The sequence below is a fragment of the Paenibacillus sp. FSL R7-0198 genome, assembly GCF_038000415.1.
GTDB lineage: Bacteria > Bacillota > Bacilli > Paenibacillales > Paenibacillaceae > Paenibacillus.
The window spans coordinates 3,825,861-3,845,312 of record NZ_JBBOCB010000001.1 but is presented as its reverse complement, the minus strand read 5'-3'; the positions used below and the strand labels follow the sequence as shown (position 1 = coordinate 3,845,312).

Sequence of the window (19,452 nt, the reverse complement as noted above, 5' to 3'; positions counted from 1 at the left end):
CACGGAACTGTTCATCTGGCCACACACCGTTATATCCTCGATGCTCTAAATGCCAGAATCCTTAAACAATGTGGCCATGGAGCCACCATCCACAATAATGCGCACGGCGCGAGCCAGCATTGGCGCAACAGGTAACACTTTGAAGCATTCAGGGTGGTCATCTGGCAGTGCGATCGAGTCCGTAACTACCACCTCTTCAATTGACGGGTGATTCAATTTACTTACTGCCCCATCTGAGAACAATCCGTGTGTTGCACATACATATACATTTTTGGACCCGCGTTCCTTCAACCCTTCCACCACATTCAAAATGGTTGTTCCGGTGTCGATCAGATCCTCAATAATAATCGGTGTCCGTCCTTCTACATCACCAATGACATGGGTAATTACTGATTCATTATGGCTTGGACGTTTCTTGATCATAATGGCAAATGGGGAATCCAGACGATTAGCCAGCTTCTCTGCCATCGATGCTCGTCCCGCATCAGGGGAGACCACGACAGGGTTCTCAATCCCTTTGCTTAACAAATAATCACTAATCAGATCGAGCGATGTCATGTGATCAACTGGAATGTTGAAGAAGCCCTGAATGGCCGCTGCGTGCAGGTCAATCGTTACCACTCGATTGGCGCCAGCCGTAGTTAATACATCTGCGACCATCTTGGCCGAGATCGGCTCCCGTGGAGCGGATTTGCGCTCTTGACGAGCATAGCCATAATACGGAACAATGATGTTCACAGTGCGTGCTGAAGCCCTCTTTGCGGCATCAATCATCACCAACAGCTCGACAAATAGCTCATTGATCGGATGAGACAACGACTGTACCAGAAACACATCACAATTACGGATCGTTTCTTCATAATGAACGTATATTTCTCCGCTTTTGAACCTGGACAGCTTGATCTTGCCCAGTTGTACTCCCAGCTTGTCACATACCTGTTCTGCCAGCTTAGGGTTCGATGAACCGGAAAAAATACGTAACGAATGCTGCATAATGCCCTCCCGAGGGTTGAAGTCCCTATATAATCCCTTATCTAAAAGCGAGTGTTCAAAAAGTCCGGTTTTCAGTACCGAGAAGATGGGATAAAGCTAGAAATGGAGTAGCGGAGCGTAGGCAAAACTACGTGAGCAACGGACATTTCGACTGAATTCCAGCTTCGATGCTGAAGATGCCATTAGGCATCCTTCGTAATCAAAGGCGGACTTTTTGAACTACCTCTAAAAGGTTATTTCCTACCCTCATTATACTCCACTGGCTTATACATTTAAAGGAATGAACGAGCGCTGACGGCCTTCAAAAACAGCGACTTCCGTACAGCCCAACTCATGTAAAAGTGCTTCAGCTTCCGGCAAATAATCCCCCAACTTCAGTGGGTCATGTGCATCAGAACCCATGGTTAATGGAATGCCCAATCGAATGGCTTCCGTCAGCATTCTGCGACTAGGGAACATCTCGGCACAAGGCTTCGATAATCCGGAAGCATTCAGCTCCATGGCGCAGCCGCTTTTGGCAATTGCCTGTAGCGCTGCGTTCTCCAGTGAGATACGTTCGTCTGTCTGCTCCTCTGAAGGAACATAGCCAAACCGTTTAATGACATCCGTATGGCCCATAATATCGTACATGCCCGTGGCAGCTGCCTTGCTTACAGCATCATAGTACTGACGATATACTTCAAGGATGCCTTTGCCCTCCCAGTGATGGGTCTGGCGGAAATCCGTAATGTCCCATTCCCCGAGGAAATGAACGGAGCCAATCACATAGTCCCATGGATAACGCTCAATGATCGCACGAATCTCTGTTTCCCAGCCTTCAATATAGTCACCTTCCAGACCAACACGTACGTCAATCTGCCCACGGTAACGTTCTTTCAGGGAGAAACACTCCTCTACATAACGCGGCAACTCATCCATAGGCATCGCCATTTCCGGATAATATTGAGCCGGATCGACATGCAACAATGGCATGTGATCGGACAATCCAATCTGGGATAGTCCGATCTCCACACCACGCTGCACGTACTCTTCCAGTTTGCCAACGGCATGTCCACACCGCTCATGGTGTGTATGATAGTCTATACGCACGAAACTCGCCTCCTAATCTCGGCGAGGCCGTTCATGACGGCGGCTCAGCTCTGACATAATGTCGTCCAGTGGCAGCTTGCGCTCTTGTAACAGGACGAGCAGGTGATACATCAGGTCACTGACTTCCAGACGAAGCTCGTCATTATCTTTATTTTTGGCGGCGATGATCGTTTCGGATGCTTCTTCACCGATTTTTTTCAATATTTTGTCTACACCTTTATCAAACAAATACGTTGTGTATGCACCCTCAGGGCGTTCCCGTTCACGCTCTGCAATAACGGATTCCAGTTCAGCCAATACCTCAAAGCGACTTTCGGAACCGGAACTTGCAGAAACAGATGCCGCACCCGCTTCATCCGGAGCCTTGTCTGTCGAATTCTCTGGCAATCCAATGATCTCATTATGGAAACAAGTTACCGCCCCTGTATGGCAAGCGGGACCGTTCGGTTTGACCTCAACCAACAAGGTATCACCGTCACAATCATATTTTAGGGAAGTAATGGTCTGCACGTTGCCAGATGTTGCCCCTTTATGCCACAGCTCTTGGCGCGAGCGTGACCAGAACCAGGTTTCACCGGATTCAAGCGACAACTTCAGAGATTCGCGATTCATATAAGCCATCATTAAGACTTCCCGAGTATCCACGTCCTGCACAATGGCAGGAACCAAACCATCACTCCAACGAATGTGTTCCACAACCTGTTCCAAGGACAACTTTTCCTTGATTTCATCGCTCACTTTAGTCACGGATCTCCACCCCTTGTTCTCTCAAATGTTGTTTTAACGCCGGTACGGCGATTTCTTTGTAATGGAAAATCGTTGCGGCCAGACCTGCATCCGCTTTGCCTGTGGTGAATACATCATAGAAATGTGATTCCTTGCCCGCACCGCCCGATGCGATGACCGGAATACGCACAGATTCGGATACAGCTGCCGTCAGCTTCAGATCGAAGCCGTCTTTTGTTCCGTCCGCGTCCATACTGGTTAGCAGAATCTCTCCCGCGCCCAAGCTCTCAGCCTGTTTAACCCATTCCAACGCCTTGATACCGGAGGGTTTCCGTCCACCATGTGTATAGACCTCCCACTCGCCCCAAGCATCGTTATACTTGGCATCGATCGCTACCACGATACACTGCGAGCCAAAGCGACGTGCACCATCGGCAATCAACTGCGGATTAAGTACTGCGGCTGTATTCACTGCAATTTTATCCGCTCCTGCACGGAGAATCCGCTTCATGTCCTCCACCTTGGAGATGCCACCACCTACCGTAAAGGGAATGGCGATCTCGCCAGCCGTCTGCCGCACGACTTCTTCCATCGTTTCGCGACCTTCTACCGAAGCAGAGATATCGAGAAATACCAATTCGTCCGCGCCCTCGCGGTCATATAGCGCCGCCAGCTCTACCGGATCACCCGCATCGCGGAGATTGACGAAGTTGACGCCTTTGACGACCCGGCCGTCCTTCACGTCCAGACAGGGGATGATTCTTTTTGCCAGCATGCTACCTCTTCCTCTCTACCCGAATATCCCTTACTTATTTACCGCACGTACCGCTTCAGACAGATCGATGCTTCCCGTATACAGTGCTTTACCCACGATTGCTCCACCAACACCATCATCGGCGTGACGACTCAGACGAAGCAGATCATCCATTACACTCACACCACCGGAAGCAATAACCGTCCGTCCGCTTGCCTTGGCCAGAGATACAATCGCTTCAACATTAGGACCCTGCATCATACCATCACGGGAAATATCCGTAAAGATAAACGTTTCTGCCCCATACGCCGCCAATTCCTTCGCGAGCACCTCTGCCTGTACTTCCGATGTTTCAAGCCATCCGCGGGTTGCCACATAACCATTACGAGCGTCGATGCCAATTGCCACTTTGTCGCCGTAACGTCCCAGTACTTCCTCTGTAAAAGTACGATCCTCAATGGCTGCTGTTCCAATGATCAGCCGGCTAACACCCAGACCCAGCAAACGCTCTACATCCGCTACTGTACGAAGTCCGCCGCCCACCTGAACAGGTACGTTCACAGCCGAGGCAATCCGCCCGATCAGCTCATCGTTAACAGGATGACCTGCTTTGGCACCATCCAGATCCACCAGATGCACGTATGTACCGCCTTGCTTCTCCCAGGAAAGAGCTACTTGAACCGGGTCATCGTTATACACAGTCTCCTGATTATAATCTCCCTGCACCAGTCTTACACATTTGCCGTCCCGGATATCAATCGCCGGATATAGGATAAAAGATGACATACAAGGCCTCCTGAATATGAATTAGATTTGTACGCTTTCTATAGTTAAGAAGAGATGATGTTTTACCTTTGTACAGGTGCTCCTGTCAGAGCCAAAAAGTTGCCGAGCAGCTTCATACCGAGCTCTCCACTTTTCTCCGGGTGGAATTGCATGCCGAAGTTGGATCCTCTGCCTACAATGGCTGTCACCGGATGTCCGTAATCCGTTACCGCCAGCAGATCGTCCCTGTTTTCAGTAAGCGCATGATAGGAATGGACAAAATAGACGTGACCTGCCTCAAGCCCCGTAAATAGCGGGTTCTCCGCGTGCAGGAACTCCAAACGGTTCCATCCCATATGAGGAACCTTCAGTTCTCCTGGTGCAAATCGCACCACTTTACCTGGCAATATATCCAGTCCCTCATGTTCGCCATGCTCTTCACTTGAGCTGAACAACAACTGCATCCCCAGACAGATACCGAGCAGTGGCTTGGACCCGGCAGCGGCTTCTTTCACCACCGTATCCAGTCCACTCTCCCGCAAATGAACCATCGCATCACCAAAAGCACCTACGCCTGGCAGAATGACACCATCTGCGCCAAGAATCTCTTCCCGGTCACCCGTGACCAGCGCTTCGTAGCCAAGACGTTCGACCGCTTTGCCGACGCTGTGCAGGTTACCCATACCGTAATCGACAATTGCAATCGCCATCGTCTACAGCACTCCCTTCGTGGAAGGCACACCCGTTACACGTGGATCAATCATCGTAGCTTCATCCAGTGCACGTCCCAATGCCTTAAAGATCGCTTCAATCATGTGGTGGGTATTCTGACCATAGTGCACAATGACATGCAACGTAATCCGAGCTTCCAGCGCCAATTTCCACAAGAATTCATGTACCAGCTCCGTGGAGAAACTGCCTACCTGTTGGGAAGGGTATTCTGCACGGTATTCAAAGTGAGGTCGGTTGCTCACATCAATAATAACCTGAGCGAGTGCCTCGTCCATCGGGACAAAAACACTGGCGTAACGCTTAATACCGCGTTTATCACCCAACGCTTCTCGCAACGTCTGTCCCAGACAGATTCCGATGTCTTCAACCGTGTGATGATCGTCGATATCAATATCTCCACGGGCCTGCACGTTCAGGTCGAATTGTCCGTGCTTCGTGAACAGATCCAGCATATGATTCAGGAACGGTACATCTGTTTCAAGCGTGGATTGTCCTGTTCCATCTACATTAAAGGCCAATTGGATATTGGTCTCGTTCGTTTTGCGGTCAACCTCTGCTTGGCGCACTGCACCTTTGTTTTCAAGTTCAACACCATTATTTTGCTTATCCATTATCCGATTCCGCCTTTCCTTCCTGTTCTAACCTTACAGCGATTGCACGGGCATGCCCTTCAAGACCCTCATGACGGGCCAACTCTATAATAGCCGCTCCATTCTGCAGCAGCGCTTCTTTACTATAATAGATCAGACTCGATTTCTTGATAAAATCATCCACATCCACTGGCGAACTGAATCGCGCAGTTCCATTGGTCGGAATAATATGATTGGGTCCGGCAAAGTAATCCCCCACCGGCTCCGAGCTGTACGGGCCGAGGAAGATCGCGCCGGCATTCTCGATCCGGCCAGCGTAAGCCATCGGCTCCTGCACCATGATCTCCAGATGCTCCGGTGCGAGCCGGTTCACCACGTCGATTCCCTCATCGATGGAATCGACCACAATAATTGCGCCATACTGTTCCACCGAAGCAGCAGCGATATCACGCCGCGGCAACACTTCAAGCTGCCGCTGTACTTCGCCCTGCACGGCTTCCGCCAGCACGCCCGAATTCGTGACGAGAATGGCCGATGCCATCTCGTCATGTTCCGCCTGCGACAACAGGTCCGCGGCGACATACACCGGATTCGCCGTATCATCGGCGAGTACCACAATCTCACTCGGCCCAGCGATACTATCGATATCGACCGCACCGTACACTTCGCGCTTCGCGAGCGCCACGTAAATATTGCCCGGTCCACAGATCTTGTCGACCGGTGCAATACTCTCCGTGCCGTAAGCCAGGGCGGCGATGGCTTGGGCGCCGCCAACCCGGTACATCTCGCTTACGCCTGCTTCCGCAGCAGCAACGAGAATGTACGGGTTAATACCTTCGCCACCGTTCGTAGACGGCGGCGTCACAAGAACAATCTCCGGCACGCCTGCCACTTGTGCCGGAATCACATTCATCAGCACAGACGATGGATACGCTGCTTTACCACCAGGTACATAGACCCCGACCCGCTTCAGCGGTCGGATGACCTGGCCCAGCAGGCTGCCGTCCGGCTGCCAATCCATCCACGAGTTGCGTTTCTGCTTCTCGTGAAACGCACGAATATTGGTGGCGGCTTGCCGAATCGCCGTCACAAAGGATGGCTCCACGGCTGCATAAGCCGCCTGCAGCTCTTCCTGCGGCACGCGCAATTCCGCGGCCGTCAGCTTCGTGCGGTCCAGCTGCTCCGTGTAACGCAGCAGTGCCGCATCACCCTCACGGCGAATGTCGCTGACAATACGCCGTACCGTTTCATTTTGCTCTGGCGTGCCATACTCCACTTCCCGCTTCAGATCAAACTCACGTGCAGGTACAATTTTCATACGTACAACCTCCTCATCCTCTGTAATGCCTGCCTTTATATGGCCAATTCGATTCTGATTTTTCACGTTTCTTGCTTCTATCGTTTCATTTTTTTGTTATTTCCGTTGCTTTATTTCTCGTTCTTGCTACCTTGCAGTCCTTGCATATCAGTAATTTATCCCCGAAGGCTTCCCGCCGATATCTCATTCGATGCCGGAATAACCTGCTGAAGTGCATCACACAAAGCCTGGATTCGTGCATTTTTCATCCGATAACTTACTCGATTAGCGATAAGACGGCTGGTGATGTCCAGAATGCCTGTCATCTCCACCAATCCGTTCTCGCGCAGCGTCTGACCAGTCTCCACCAGATCGACGATCCGGTCTGCCAGACCAATCAAGGGTGCAAGCTCAATGGAACCATTCAGCTTGATAACTTCGACCTGCTGCCCTTGCTCCCGGAAATACTGTGAAGCGATCCTCGGGTACTTCGTTGCAACACGTTGCTGAATGCCTGGCTTCCAGTCGGGAAGTCCAATCACAGACATACGGCACTGGGCGATTCCCAGATTCAACAGTTCGTACACATCCCGATTTTCCTCCAGCAGCACGTCTTTACCAACAATTCCGATATCAGCAACACCGTACTCCACGTACGTTGGAACATCTACTGGCTTCGCCATGATGAATTCCATTCCCGCTTCCGGTACTTCAATGACCAATCTGCGTGTATCATCCACGTCTTCTGGAATATCCAGCCCCGCTTCGCGGAACAATTTGGAGGCTTTTTTATAGATTCGGCCCTTCGGCATGGCCACCTTCAGAATATCCGACATCTCAGCGTCCTCCTTCTTCAGATCCGTAAGTAATAACCTGCTCAGCCTGAACGGTTGTTGCTCCAGCAGATACAGCACTTGCTCCAGCCCCGTCTTCAGGAAGAAGGAGTGTCACTACATTTTGTCCCAGACTGCGTAATCTTGCCGCTTCCGTTAGTGCCTCGGCCCGACGTTTCGGGCTATATTGGATAAGTATCGGTTTTTTCTCTTCAATGGTAATACCGTGAACGCCATCAATAATCCGGTTGGTTTTCAGTGCAAACCCTGTAGCTGGCAACGAACGCCCGAATTGTTGTAACAGATTGTCATACCGCCCGCCGCTACATACCGGAGATCCCAGTTCTGCTGCGTATCCTTCAAACGTCATGCCCGTATAATAGGAGAAATCCCCGATCATCGTCAGATCAATCAGCACATGTTCGGATACACCGTACGCTTCCAACACTTCGAATACGGCACACAGATGTGCAATCGACTTTGCTGCTTCAGCGCTTGAACTTAGCTCTACCGCATGTGTGCATACTTCCTTGCCACCGCGCAGACGCAGGATCGCTTCGAGCTGTTCTTTCAACTTGGGTTCCAGGTTCAATGCTTCGATGGACTGGCGATAGCCGACATAATCACGTCCGAGCAGCCCTTCCTTCAATTGCTCCTGCTCCGTTGTCTGGCCTGGAATGACTTCCTCCAGTAATCCGTTCAGGAATCCCATATGGCCGATCGCTATTTTAAAAGAAGACACGCCCGCTGCCTGCAAAGAGGCAATCGCAAGCGCAACAACTTCTGCATCCGCCTCAGGTGAGTCGTCTCCAACCAACTCCACGCCTGTCTGGAAGAACTCCGCTTCACGCCCAGCTTCCTCTTCAATAGAGCGAAATACGTTCGCATGATAGGACAGACGCAGCGGCAACTGCTCATCTTTGAGCATGGACGAAACGACACGTGCAATCGGAGCCGTTAGATCCGATCGGAGCACCAGCGTGGTTCCCCGGCTGTTTAGCAATTTAAATAATTTGCGATCCGATGTAGAGCTTGCCACACCTACCGTGTCGTAATATTCAATCGTTGGTGTGATGATCTGGCGGTAACCCCAGCGTTCCATACATTCCAGTACATTGCGTTCAATCGTCCGCAGCTTGGATACTACATGTGGTGTATAGTCGCGAAATCCGGTTGGTTTTTCAAATCCTTTTGGTTTGGACATTGGTATTATTCACCCCGAGTCAGTAATTTAAGAGTGGTACTCGTTCTATATCAACAGGATTTATGTAGTGTAAATCCCCATTCTATCTTGTAACCCTGAATCAACGTATTGCTGCAAAATCCTTCATCTATTGGTTTAGTTCAACCTTTATCACGTTTAATTTCTTCAATAATACTTTCACATGGTAAAGTGCTAACAAACTAAAGGATATGGGATATGATAACATGAAATCCGCACTACCGTCAACAATACCGAAGCTTGATTGCCCTTGGATAGGCATATCGTTTTATATACACACCGTTACCCTCGCCAATCGGTATTTATATACGAAAAAAGCTGCCATAAGCAGCTTTTTACTTCAACCCATCTTCTTTCATTACGTTATTGACTTAATGCACACTACCCTGAGAAGAATCATCCGTATTAAAGACAGTCTCTTCCTTAGAAGCCGCGGCACGGGATAAATCACGCAGTGGATTACCTCCAACAAAAGCTCCTGGTGCAACATCCTTATGTACGACTGCTCCAGCAGCTACAACCGCTCCATCCCCTATGGTTACCCCAGGCAGAATCGTTGTATTGGCACCAATCAGTACATTTTCCCCGATAATGACCTCGCCGAGCCTGTACTCCTTAATGAGATACTCATGAGCGAGAATTGTTGTGTTGTAACCGATGACCGAGTTTTCGCCGACCGTTATTTTCTCCGGAAAAAACACATCCACCATCACCATCAGGCCAAAGGCTGTGTGTTTTCCCACCTTCATGCCCAGCATTCGGCGATAAATCCAGTTCTTCACCGATAGGATTGGACAGTAGCGTGACAACTGGATCCAGATAAAATTACGAACGCCCTTCCACGGACTCACTGTCTTGTAGATATGCCAAAGTGCATTCTGGTCCTCTACCGGATAGCGGGTTACTTTTCTCATGAACGTCCCGTTTCAACACGGATGAGTTTCAACAAGTCTCTCATGTCATGCAGCATATGATCGGGTCCATATCCATTCAGGATTGTTTCCCCTTTAAGAGACCATGCAACCCCAGCCGAGAGTGCACCCGCATTTTGAGCCGATTGAATATCCACCGGACTGTCACCTACCATCAACGTTTTAGCAGGATCTGCACCCAGTTCCGTCATAGCTTTTAATACAGGCTCAGCATGTGGCTTCGGATTCGTCACATCGGTCACGGTTACAATCGTCTTCATATATTTCAGTAGGTCAAAACGTTCTAGCACCTTTAATGTAGATGGACGAATTTTGGTTGTGACTACACCCATCACAATGCCAGCCTGATGAAGCGCCTCTACTACCTCAATGACATGTGGAAAAGGTCTAACCATCGCTTCATGATGGATGTCATTATAGGCACGATAACCTTTCACGTACTCGGAGACTTCCTCCTGACCAGAGAAGGTACGCATTTGCTGCTCCAGTGTGCCACCCATATGCGGAATGATCTGTTCCCGTGTCCATGGAGCTGAATGTTCCCATCCCCCCATGACATGCTGGAATGAGCTGATAATCAGCTCATTGGTATCAATAATCGTTCCGTCCAGATCAAACAATACCGTGTCAATCATGTTGCATTACTCCTTTTTATCATCAACTTGCTTCGGATCATCTTTGGCTGGAGGTGTTACCTTGCTCTCTTTGCCAACAACTGTTCCCGTATGTTCCATATCATCTGAGGTAACTTTGGACGATACAATCGGATCACTATAACGAACATCTGCCTTACCTGTCACTCTTCTCACCACAATGAATACAACAGCAACAATAATGATGCCAATAGCGAGCAGTTGCGAGATTCTTACGTTACCATAGGCAGGATCAAGATAGCCTTGTTCAAAGCCCATTGCAGTCATTGGAGACCACAGCCCGTTTACTAATGAAGCAACCCATTGCGGAGCCTGGAAGCCAAGACTGTCCGTACGCAAAGCTTCAATGAAAAAGCGACCGATAGAATACCAGATGAAATAAGACATGAACAGTTCACCTGAACGCAGGAACTTCTGACGACGCAGAACCAGCAGCAAGATCAGGCCAACGAGGCTCCACATCGATTCATACAAAAACGCAGGATGATGGAATACGCTATCTACGTTCATTTGATTCACAATAAAGTCCGGCAGATGAAGCTTGTCTCTCAAAAATGATTCTTCCACAGGACCGCCGTAGGCTTCCTGATTCACAAAGTTCCCCCAACGTCCGATCATCTGTCCAACAATCAGCCCAGGCGCACAGATATCGGCCATACGCCAGAAGTTATACCCTTTACGACGGAAGAAAATAACAGCACAGATGATTGCACCAATAAGGGCACCATAGATGGCAATACCACCATTCCATATTTTAAAGACATCCCAGAAATTATCCTTATAATCTTCCCACTTAAATGCAACATAGTAGATGCGGGCACCAATGATGGCAGAAGGCACGCCCAGCAGGACCATGTCCATGAACACTTCCTGGGGAATGTTGTAGCGTTTGCCCTCCCGGATCACGAGCAGAAGTCCTATAAGTGCCGCGGCACCAAGAATAAGCCCGTACCAGTGAACCTTTAGCGCTCCAATAGAGAACGCAATCGGGTTCAACAGTAATAATGTATCCATTCATTCACACTCCTATTTATTCGATCAATCGCACGCATGACGAATGGTTGGCATGCCCTGCGCCTTCAGAGAAGCAGAACATGTCAACCATTTATCTTCATTTCCTTATATCAAATATTTCTTAATCCATGTCTTCCATATCTTCCGAGATGGTTGCTGTCAGCTTGTTCGTAAATTGCAGTGCAGCATTAAGACCCATCTGTTTCAGACGATAGTTCATACCGGCTACTTCAATAATAACCGCCAAGTTCCGTCCCGGACGAACAGGAATCGTAACGAGAGGCACATCTGTATCAATGATACGTGTAGTCTCTTCATCCAGACCCAGACGATCGTATTGTTTATCCTGCTGCCATGCTTCCAGACGTACAACCAGGGTAATCCGTTTGTTATTCCTAACGGCACCGGCTCCGAACAATGTCATGACGTTGATAATACCGACACCTCGAATTTCGAGCAAGTGGCGGATCAATTCAGGTGCAGTACCGTGGAGCTGAAAATCTGACGTTTGGCGGATCTCTACCGCATCATCGGCAATCAGTCGGTGTCCACGTTTAACCAGTTCAAGTGCTGTTTCACTCTTACCAATACCGCTACTACCTGTGATCAGCATACCTACGCCATAGACATCACAAAGTACACCGTGAATGGTTGCTGTTGGTGCTAATTTGCCCTCCAAAAATCCGGTGATCCGGCTGGACAGAATCGTTGTTGCCATATTACTGCGCAGTACAGCCAGATCCCGTTCTTCACTGATATCAATCAGCTCTTGCGGGACTTCAAGTCCGCGCGTTACAACGATACACGGGGTCTCTTCCGTACAAAGACGTTGCATGCGATCACGTCGCTCTTGCTCGGGTAACATTGCAAAAAAGGCAAGTTCCGTTCTTCCAAGCAACTGAACGCGTTCTTGAGGATGATATTCAAAATAACCGGCCATTTCCAGACCAGGACGGTTCAGATCATCTACCGTAATGACTCTTTTCAATCCGTGAGATCCAGAAACAACCTCCAACTGAAACTGCTGTACCAATTCGGATACTTTCACTTTTTTCGCCATTTGTCTCTTCCTTTCAGCATTCGCTGTACCTCTATGTAATTCAGATCGTGTATCAGTTCTTTCCATTATTAGCGCATTCACAACATGGGGTACAAAATGCATACCCTTCCAACAGTCGGTTCTCTCAAATATATGAAGACAGACCTTCAAATAATCTTAAATGAATTCAGGGATGAATGCAATCGCAGCCTCCGACAACCATTCGTAAGAAAAGTCTTCTGATCGAGCACCCATCGGGAATACTACATGGATGGTTTAGCGGTTGTCTATCTGGTAATTATGAATCCTAGCCACGCTGAATATTATAGAATTCATTAATTTTAAAAAAGCCCCTTCCAGCAATAACGGAAGGGGCTCTCATTACAATGTATAATTGCGTTAACTGTCAGATTCCATCGTCACCGAGGAATCCCAGTAATATTAGTCTTGAAGAAGTACGTTCACTTCAGTCTCTTTGTCAAAGATATGAACTTTGTTCATGTCGATGGCCATTTTAACTGTGGAACCATCACGAGTGTTAGAACGTCCATCTACACGTGCGATTGTTGTATCGTTACCTACACCGCTCAAGTAGAGGAGCATTTCGTGACCCAGGTTCTCTGTTACATCTACGTGAGTAGAGAATACAGAGTTCGGGGATGCTTCCAGGAATACTGGCTCTTCGTGAATGTCTTCTGGACGAACACCCAGAATGACTTCTTTGCCAATGTATCCTCTAGATTTCAACACTTGTGCTTTACCTTGCGGGATTTCAACGTCCACGCCTGGAGCTACGAAGTGCAGGTTAGCACCTTGCTCAGCCAGTTTACCCGAGATAAAGTTCATTGTCGGGGAACCGATGAAACCAGCTACGAACAGGTTAGCCGGCAGGTTATACAACTCTTCCGGAGAAGCTGCTTGTTGGATGATACCATCCTTCATAACTACGATCCGGTCACCCATCGTCATTGCTTCGATTTGGTCATGCGTTACGTAGATAACTGTTGTTTCCAAACGTTTAGCCAGTTTAGTGATTTCCGCACGCATCTGACCACGAAGTTTAGCATCCAAGTTGGAGAGAGGCTCATCCATCAAGAAGACTTGTGGGTCACGGACAATCGCACGTCCTAGAGCGACACGCTGACGTTGACCACCGGACAATGCCTTAGGTTTACGCTCAAGCAAATGTTCAATATCCAGGATTTTAGCTGCTTCACGTACACGTTTGTCGATCTCGTCTTTTTTAACCTTACGCAATTTCAAACCAAACGCCATGTTTTGATATACGCTCATATGCGGATACAAGGCATAGGATTGGAATACCATCGCGATATCGCGGTCTTTAGGTGCAACATCATTAACGACACGGTCACCGATATAGAGTTTACCTTCAGAAATTTCCTCAAGGCCTGCGATCATACGCAGTGTTGTTGATTTACCACAACCGGACGGGCCTACCAATACCAGAAATTCTTTATCTTTAATGTCCAGGTTAATGTCAACTACAGTTGCTTTATCAGAACCCGGGTATTTTTTGAAAATATGCTCTAAACGTACTCCAGCCATGATTGTTGCCTCCTCAGAGATCATTTTGTAATCGAATACAATTTGTATTTTTATATTACCCTATCTGCATGAGGTTTGACTATTCGCAAACTGCACAAAAATATCAATGCTTTTTCGTCACTTTGTACATAAGCAGCAAAAACTGCACTAGAACAGCACTTTCGAAGTGCCTTACATCGTAACCAATCTCTTGTTTGATCTTGTCCAGACGATAAACCAACGTATTACGATGAATGAAAAGCCGTTTGGCTGTCTCGCTCACATTACAGTCCAGGCTAAAAAAGGTCTCCAGCGTAGCAAGAGTCTCACTGTCATTGAAGAGTAACGTGTCTTTGCCTGTTTCCTGTATAAACCGTATCCGTTGTGCATCTGGAATACTCGCTACCAATCGTTCCAGATGCAGATCCCATGGGAGATGAATATGTTGCGTAACATGGAATGCTCTCCCCAAGTGAACACTTTCTTTAAGAAGAGCCGTGACTGCTACTAGTTGTTGTGCGGGTATGCATGGCAGGGATGCAGACAGATGGAACACCCCAGCCCACTCACTGGCAACCAGTTCATGTAACCCAAGACAAAAAGCGTTCAGTGAATCCTTTTTGGCTTCCGTTGTATCTTCTTCAGCTTCTTCTGTAACAATTTCTTTATCACCCATGAAAACCCACTCTTGCTCCCCTAAGGGAATCAATACAATCTCCTCGCCAAAATAACTCTCAAGCAACTTGTTGAGTTCCTTGGATCGTAAACGATGTGCATCCGGCGTATCTCCTTGCAGCAAGAACAGAATTTTCTCAGTATTCAAATCTGCAGGTACCACAAAGCGATCAGGAACCGCTTCAGATTCCTGCTTGGTTGGTTCTTCGATCTGCTCTCTAAGCCAGAGACCCAATTCAGTCAAATACTGCTCCCTGTCATTCTCATATACAACAGGCTGTGTCTCATCGGGTAATCCTGTGTTGGAACGGATCAAAAGCTCAATAAATCTCCGTCTCTCCACAGTGATAGATCTTGCAGCGCATCCCCAACATACAACGGTCTCATCTATCTCATTCATCCGAACCTTAAAAAATATACGCTCTCCCGTATTCAAACTGATCACATCGGATAAGCTTGGAGATGTAGATTGTTCAGATAACCCCTGACTATCGCCTTCATTACCAAAGGTCTCTGAATTTTCATGAAGACCTACCAGATTCGCAACGGATTGCGTCCACTCTTCTATTGTAATTTCATATTCGTCCAAAGTTGTGCCTATAATGACTTCAATTTGCTGTTTTAGATCAGGTATGAACTTCATATAATGAACGTCACCACTCTGCATGTTTTCTATTAGTTTATCATATCTTGCGCAGCATTAATAAATATCCATAATCCGTTATAATTACATAACAAAAAAGAGCGACTAATCAAATTAATGATTAATCACTCTTTTTTTAAAGATGAGTCATGAAGGGCTCGAACCTTCGACACCCTGATTAAAAGTCAGGTGCTCTACCAACTGAGCTAATGACTCATAAAACTGGTGGAGGATGATGGATTCGAACCACCGAACCCGTACGGGAGCAGATTTACAGTCTGATGCGTTTGGCCACTTCGCTAATCCTCCAGGGATTAAAGGTGGCTCGGGACGGAATCGAACCGCCGACACGAGGATTTTCAGTCCTCTGCTCTACCGACTGAGCTACCGAGCCATATTTAATTTTTAGGATTAATGGCGGAACCGACGGGATTCGAACCCGCGATCTCCTGCGTGACAGGCAGGCATGTTAGGCCAACTACACCACGGTTCCAGGCATTAATGGTGCCGGCGAGAGGACTTGAACCCCCAACCTACTGATTACAAGTCAGTTGCTCTACCAGTTGAGCTACACCGGCGTATATGGTGGAGGCTGAGGGGATCGAACCCCCGACCCTCTGCTTGTAAGGCAGATGCTCTCCCAGCTGAGCTAAGCCTCCTGGGTAATATGGTAGCGGCGGAGGGGATCGAACCCCCGACCTTACGGGTATGAACCGTACGCTCTAGCCAGCTGAGCTACACCGCCATATTAATTGTGTCTCGATTGCTTGTCCATCTTAAGGTAAAGATGGCGGAGAGAGAGGGATTCGAACCCTCGCACCGCTTACGCAGTCTAACCCCTTAGCAGAGGGTCCCCTTATAGCCACTTGGGTATCTCTCCAAATAACAATCTTCAACATCATTCAAGGATTGCTCCCTGAAAACTAGATTCGAAACGAAAGTGTGCGAACTATCACTTGCAATTGGATAAGCCCTCGACCGATTAGTACTGGTCAGCTCCATGCATTGCTGCACTTCCACCCCCAGCCTATCTACCTCGTCGTCTTCAAGGGGTCTTACATACTGGGAAATCTCATCTTGAGGGGGGCTTCACGCTTAGATGCTTTCAGCGTTTATCCCGTCCGTACATAGCTACCCAGCGGTGCTCCTGGCGGAACAACTGGTACACCAGCGGTACGTCCATCCCGGTCCTCTCGTACTAAGGACAGCTCCTCTCAAATTTCCTACGCCCACGACAGATAGGGACCGAACTGTCTCACGACGTTCTGAACCCAGCTCGCGTACCGCTTTAATGGGCGAACAGCCCAACCCTTGGGACCTACTTCAGCCCCAGGATGCGATGAGCCGACATCGAGGTGCCAAACCTCCCCGTCGATGTGGACTCTTGGGGGAGATAAGCCTGTTATCCCCAGGGTAGCTTTTATCCGTTGAGCGATGGCCCTTCCATGCGGTACCACCGGATCACTAAGCCCGACTTTCGTCCCTGCTCGACTTGTAGGTCTCGCAGTCAAGCTCCCTTATGCCTTTGCACTCTTCGAATGATTTCCAACCATTCTGAGGGAACCTTTGGGCGCCTCCGTTACTCTTTAGGAGGCGACCGCCCCAGTCAAACTGCCCACCTGACACTGTCCCCGCACCGGATTACGGTACCAGGTTAGAACCTAGATACGATCAGGGTGGTATCCCAACGTTGCCTCCACACAAGCTGGCGCTCATGTCTCTTAGGCTCCCACCTATCCTGTACAGATCGTACCCAAATTCAATATCAAGCTGCAGTAAAGCTCCATGGGGTCTTTCCGTCTTGTCGCGGGTAACCTGCATCTTCACAGGTATTAAAATTTCACCGGATCTCTCGTTGAGACAGCGCCCAAGTCGTTACGCCATTCGTGCGGGTCAGAATTTACCTGACAAGGAATTTCGCTACCTTAGGACCGTTATAGTTACGGCCGCCGTTTACTGGGGCTTCGGTTCACAGCTTCGGGATTACTCCCTAACCACTCCCCTTAACCTTCCAGCACCGGGCAGGCGTCAGCCCGTATACTTCGCCTTACGGCTTCGCACAGACCTGTGTTTTTGCTAAACAGTCGCTTGGGCCTTTTCACTGCGGCCCCCTCGTGCTATTCACACTACCGGGGCACCCCTTCTCCCGAAGTTACGGGGTCATTTTGCCGAGTTCCTTAACGAGAGTTCTTCCGCGCGCCTTAGAATACTCTTCTCGCCTACCTGTGTCGGTTTGCGGTACGGGCACCTTCACCTGGCTAGAGGCTTTTCTTGGCAGTGTGAGATCATGACCTTCGCTACTACAATTTTCGCTCCCCATCACAGCTCAGCCTTAATGATGTGCGGATTTGCCTACACATCAGCCTCACTGCTTAGACGGACATCCATCAGTCCGCGTCACTACCCTACTGCGTCCCCCCATTGCTCATAACGGCTTACGGTGGTACAGGAATTTCGACCTGTTGTCCTTCGACTACGCCTTTCGGCCTCGCCTTAGGTCCCGACTTACCCTGAGCGGACGAGCCTTCCTCAGGAACCCTTAGGCTTTCGGCGGATCAGATTCTCACTGATCTTTTCGTTACTCATACCGGCATTCTCACTTGTATAATGTCCAGCGCTCCTTACGGTACACCTTCAACCCTTATACAACGCTCCCCTACCCCTGATGCAAAGCATCAAGCCATAGCTTCGGTGGTGTGTTTAGCCCCGTTACATTTTCGGCGCAGAGTCACTCGACCAGTGAGCTATTACGCACTCTTTCAATGGTGGCTGCTTCTAAGCCAACATCCTGGTTGTCTGTGCAACTCCACATCCTTTCCCACTTAACACACACTTGGGGACCTTAGCTGATGGTCTGGGCTGTTTCCCTTTTGACAATGGATCTTAGCACTCACTGTCTGACTCCCGGAAGTAAGTCTATGGCATTCGGAGTTTGACTGAGCTTGGTAACCCTTGCGGGCCCCGCACCCAATCAGTGCTCTACCTCCACGACTCTGTTTTCCGAGGCTAGCCCTAAAGCTATTTCGGGGAGAACCAGCTATCTCCGAGTTCGATTGGAATTTCTCCGCTACCCCCACCTCATCCCCGCACTTTTCAACGTGCGTGGGTTCGGGCCTCCAGTGCGTGTTACCGCACCTTCACCCTGGACAGGGGTAGATCACCCGGTTTCGGGTCTACGTCCACGTACTATGTCGCCCTATTCAGACTCGCTTTCGCTGCGGCTCCGGCTCTTCACCTTAACCTTGCACGGGAACGTAACTCGCCGGTTCATTCTACAAAAGGCACGCCATCACCCCTAAAACGGGCTCTGACTTTTTGTAAGCACACGGTTTCAGGTTCTATTTCACTCCCCTTCCGGGGTGCTTTTCACCTTTCCCTCACGGTACTGCTTCACTATCGGTCGCTAGGAAGTATTTAGCCTTGGCAGATGGTCCTGCCGGATTCATACGGGGTTTCACGTGCCCCGCACTACTCGGGATCCGTCTCGGAGGGAACCAACTTTCAATTACAGGGCTTTTACCTTCTTTGGCGGGCCTTTCCAGACCTCTTCGCTTAACCGGTTCCTTTGTAACTCCATGTGAGACGTCCCACAACCCCAAAGAGCAAGCTCTCTGGTTTGGGCTTCTCCGCGTTCGCTCGCCGCTACTGACGGAATCACTATTGTTTTCTCTTCCTCAGGGTACTTAGATGTTTCAGTTCCCCTGGTATGCCTCTACATAACCTATGTATTCAGTTATGAGTAACTGGAAATTACCCCAGCTGGGTTTCCCCATTCGGACACCCCCGGATCAAAGCTTGCTTACAGCTCCCCGAGGCAGTTTCGTTGTTCGCCACGTCCTTCATCGGCTCCTAGCGCCTAGGCATCCTCCGTGTGCTCTTAGTAGCTTAACCTCGTGCTCCGGTTTCGACTGCTTGCTTCCCTTGTTTTGCTTACGCAAAGCCAAAAGTCG

The 19,452-nt window shown here is 49.1% G+C and carries 16 protein-coding genes, 8 tRNA genes and 1 rRNA gene; all 25 read right to left on the bottom strand.

The window, feature by feature from the left end:
* Positions 1 to 45: 45 nt before the first annotated feature.
* Positions 46 to 993: a ribose-phosphate diphosphokinase gene (locus MKY87_RS16650; protein ID WP_036616184.1), complete on the bottom strand. Its 948-nt coding sequence runs from the start codon at positions 991 to 993 to the stop codon at positions 46 to 48.
* 264 nt (positions 994 to 1,257) lie between these two features.
* Positions 1,258 to 2,082, bottom strand: a complete 825-nt coding sequence (gene hisJ, locus MKY87_RS16645; RefSeq protein ID WP_340965431.1) for a histidinol-phosphatase HisJ — start codon at positions 2,080 to 2,082, stop codon at positions 1,258 to 1,260.
* Positions 2,083 to 2,094: 12 nt separating this feature from the next.
* On the bottom strand, positions 2,095 to 2,820 hold the full coding sequence (gene hisIE, locus MKY87_RS16640; protein ID WP_340967465.1) for a bifunctional phosphoribosyl-AMP cyclohydrolase/phosphoribosyl-ATP diphosphatase HisIE: 726 nt from the start codon (positions 2,818 to 2,820) through the stop codon (positions 2,095 to 2,097).
* A 1-nt stretch (position 2,821) separates the two neighbouring features.
* Positions 2,822 to 3,583 carry an imidazole glycerol phosphate synthase subunit HisF gene (hisF, locus tag MKY87_RS16635; RefSeq protein WP_253429021.1) on the bottom strand — a complete coding sequence of 254 codons (762 nt, stop codon included), beginning with the start codon at positions 3,581 to 3,583 and terminating at the stop codon, positions 2,822 to 2,824.
* Positions 3,584 to 3,613: 30 nt separating this feature from the next.
* The gene (hisA, locus tag MKY87_RS16630; RefSeq protein WP_340965429.1) at positions 3,614 to 4,348 is read right to left on the bottom strand and encodes a 1-(5-phosphoribosyl)-5-[(5-phosphoribosylamino)methylideneamino]imidazole-4-carboxamide isomerase; all 735 of its coding nucleotides are present in this window, start codon (positions 4,346 to 4,348) and stop codon (positions 3,614 to 3,616) included.
* 62 nt (positions 4,349 to 4,410) lie between these two features.
* Positions 4,411 to 5,037, bottom strand: a complete 627-nt coding sequence (gene hisH, locus MKY87_RS16625) for an imidazole glycerol phosphate synthase subunit HisH (protein WP_105602314.1) — start codon at positions 5,035 to 5,037, stop codon at positions 4,411 to 4,413.
* Between the two features lie 3 nt (positions 5,038 to 5,040).
* Complete coding sequence (hisB, locus tag MKY87_RS16620; RefSeq protein ID WP_315939114.1) at positions 5,041 to 5,670, bottom strand: imidazoleglycerol-phosphate dehydratase HisB; 630 nt, start codon at positions 5,668 to 5,670, stop codon at positions 5,041 to 5,043.
* Positions 5,663 to 6,967 carry a histidinol dehydrogenase gene (hisD, locus tag MKY87_RS16615; RefSeq protein ID WP_340967463.1) on the bottom strand — a complete coding sequence of 435 codons (1,305 nt, stop codon included), beginning with the start codon at positions 6,965 to 6,967 and terminating at the stop codon, positions 5,663 to 5,665. Before hisD ends, hisB begins: the two co-directional genes overlap by 8 nt.
* Before the next feature lie 155 nt (positions 6,968 to 7,122).
* The gene (gene hisG / locus MKY87_RS16610; protein ID WP_062837770.1) at positions 7,123 to 7,782 is read right to left on the bottom strand and encodes an ATP phosphoribosyltransferase; all 660 of its coding nucleotides are present in this window, start codon (positions 7,780 to 7,782) and stop codon (positions 7,123 to 7,125) included.
* Position 7,783: 1 nt separating this feature from the next.
* Positions 7,784 to 8,983, bottom strand: coding sequence for an ATP phosphoribosyltransferase regulatory subunit (locus MKY87_RS16605; RefSeq protein WP_340965427.1), 1,200 nt, complete (start codon positions 8,981 to 8,983; stop codon positions 7,784 to 7,786).
* 389 nt (positions 8,984 to 9,372) lie between these two features.
* Positions 9,373 to 9,915 (bottom strand): acyltransferase, encoded by a 543-nt coding sequence (locus tag MKY87_RS16600; RefSeq protein ID WP_340965425.1) that lies wholly within the window; start codon positions 9,913 to 9,915, stop codon positions 9,373 to 9,375.
* Positions 9,912 to 10,568: a pyrophosphatase PpaX gene (gene ppaX / locus MKY87_RS16595; RefSeq protein WP_211083888.1), complete on the bottom strand. Its 657-nt coding sequence runs from the start codon at positions 10,566 to 10,568 to the stop codon at positions 9,912 to 9,914. The genes MKY87_RS16600 and ppaX overlap by 4 nt, the downstream gene beginning before the upstream one ends.
* Before the next feature lie 6 nt (positions 10,569 to 10,574).
* The gene (lgt, locus tag MKY87_RS16590; protein WP_340965421.1) at positions 10,575 to 11,600 is read right to left on the bottom strand and encodes a prolipoprotein diacylglyceryl transferase; all 1,026 of its coding nucleotides are present in this window, start codon (positions 11,598 to 11,600) and stop codon (positions 10,575 to 10,577) included.
* A 121-nt stretch (positions 11,601 to 11,721) separates the two neighbouring features.
* The gene (hprK, locus tag MKY87_RS16585) at positions 11,722 to 12,660 is read right to left on the bottom strand and encodes an HPr(Ser) kinase/phosphatase (protein ID WP_091011999.1); all 939 of its coding nucleotides are present in this window, start codon (positions 12,658 to 12,660) and stop codon (positions 11,722 to 11,724) included.
* A 420-nt stretch (positions 12,661 to 13,080) separates the two neighbouring features.
* On the bottom strand, positions 13,081 to 14,205 hold the full coding sequence (locus MKY87_RS16580; RefSeq protein WP_062837775.1) for an ABC transporter ATP-binding protein: 1,125 nt from the start codon (positions 14,203 to 14,205) through the stop codon (positions 13,081 to 13,083).
* A gap of 103 nt (positions 14,206 to 14,308) precedes the next feature.
* Entirely contained in the window at positions 14,309 to 15,502 is a 1,194-nt protein-coding gene (locus MKY87_RS16575) for a PucR family transcriptional regulator (RefSeq protein ID WP_340965419.1), read from the bottom strand.
* Between the two features lie 143 nt (positions 15,503 to 15,645).
* Positions 15,646 to 15,718, bottom strand: a tRNA-Lys gene (locus MKY87_RS16570).
* Between the two features lie 7 nt (positions 15,719 to 15,725).
* Positions 15,726 to 15,811: transfer RNA gene (locus MKY87_RS16565), tRNA-Tyr, on the bottom strand.
* A gap of 12 nt (positions 15,812 to 15,823) precedes the next feature.
* Positions 15,824 to 15,896, bottom strand: a tRNA-Phe gene (locus MKY87_RS16560).
* Positions 15,897 to 15,917: 21 nt separating this feature from the next.
* Positions 15,918 to 15,995, bottom strand: a tRNA-Asp gene (locus MKY87_RS16555).
* Between the two features lie 9 nt (positions 15,996 to 16,004).
* A tRNA-Thr gene (locus MKY87_RS16550) sits at positions 16,005 to 16,080 on the bottom strand.
* Between the two features lie 5 nt (positions 16,081 to 16,085).
* Positions 16,086 to 16,161, bottom strand: a tRNA-Val gene (locus MKY87_RS16545).
* A gap of 9 nt (positions 16,162 to 16,170) precedes the next feature.
* A tRNA-Met gene (locus tag MKY87_RS16540) sits at positions 16,171 to 16,247 on the bottom strand.
* Between the two features lie 43 nt (positions 16,248 to 16,290).
* Positions 16,291 to 16,382: transfer RNA gene (locus MKY87_RS16535), tRNA-Ser, on the bottom strand.
* Between the two features lie 82 nt (positions 16,383 to 16,464).
* Positions 16,465 to 19,393, bottom strand: a 23S ribosomal RNA gene (locus tag MKY87_RS16530).
* Positions 19,394 to 19,452 lie beyond the last annotated feature (59 nt).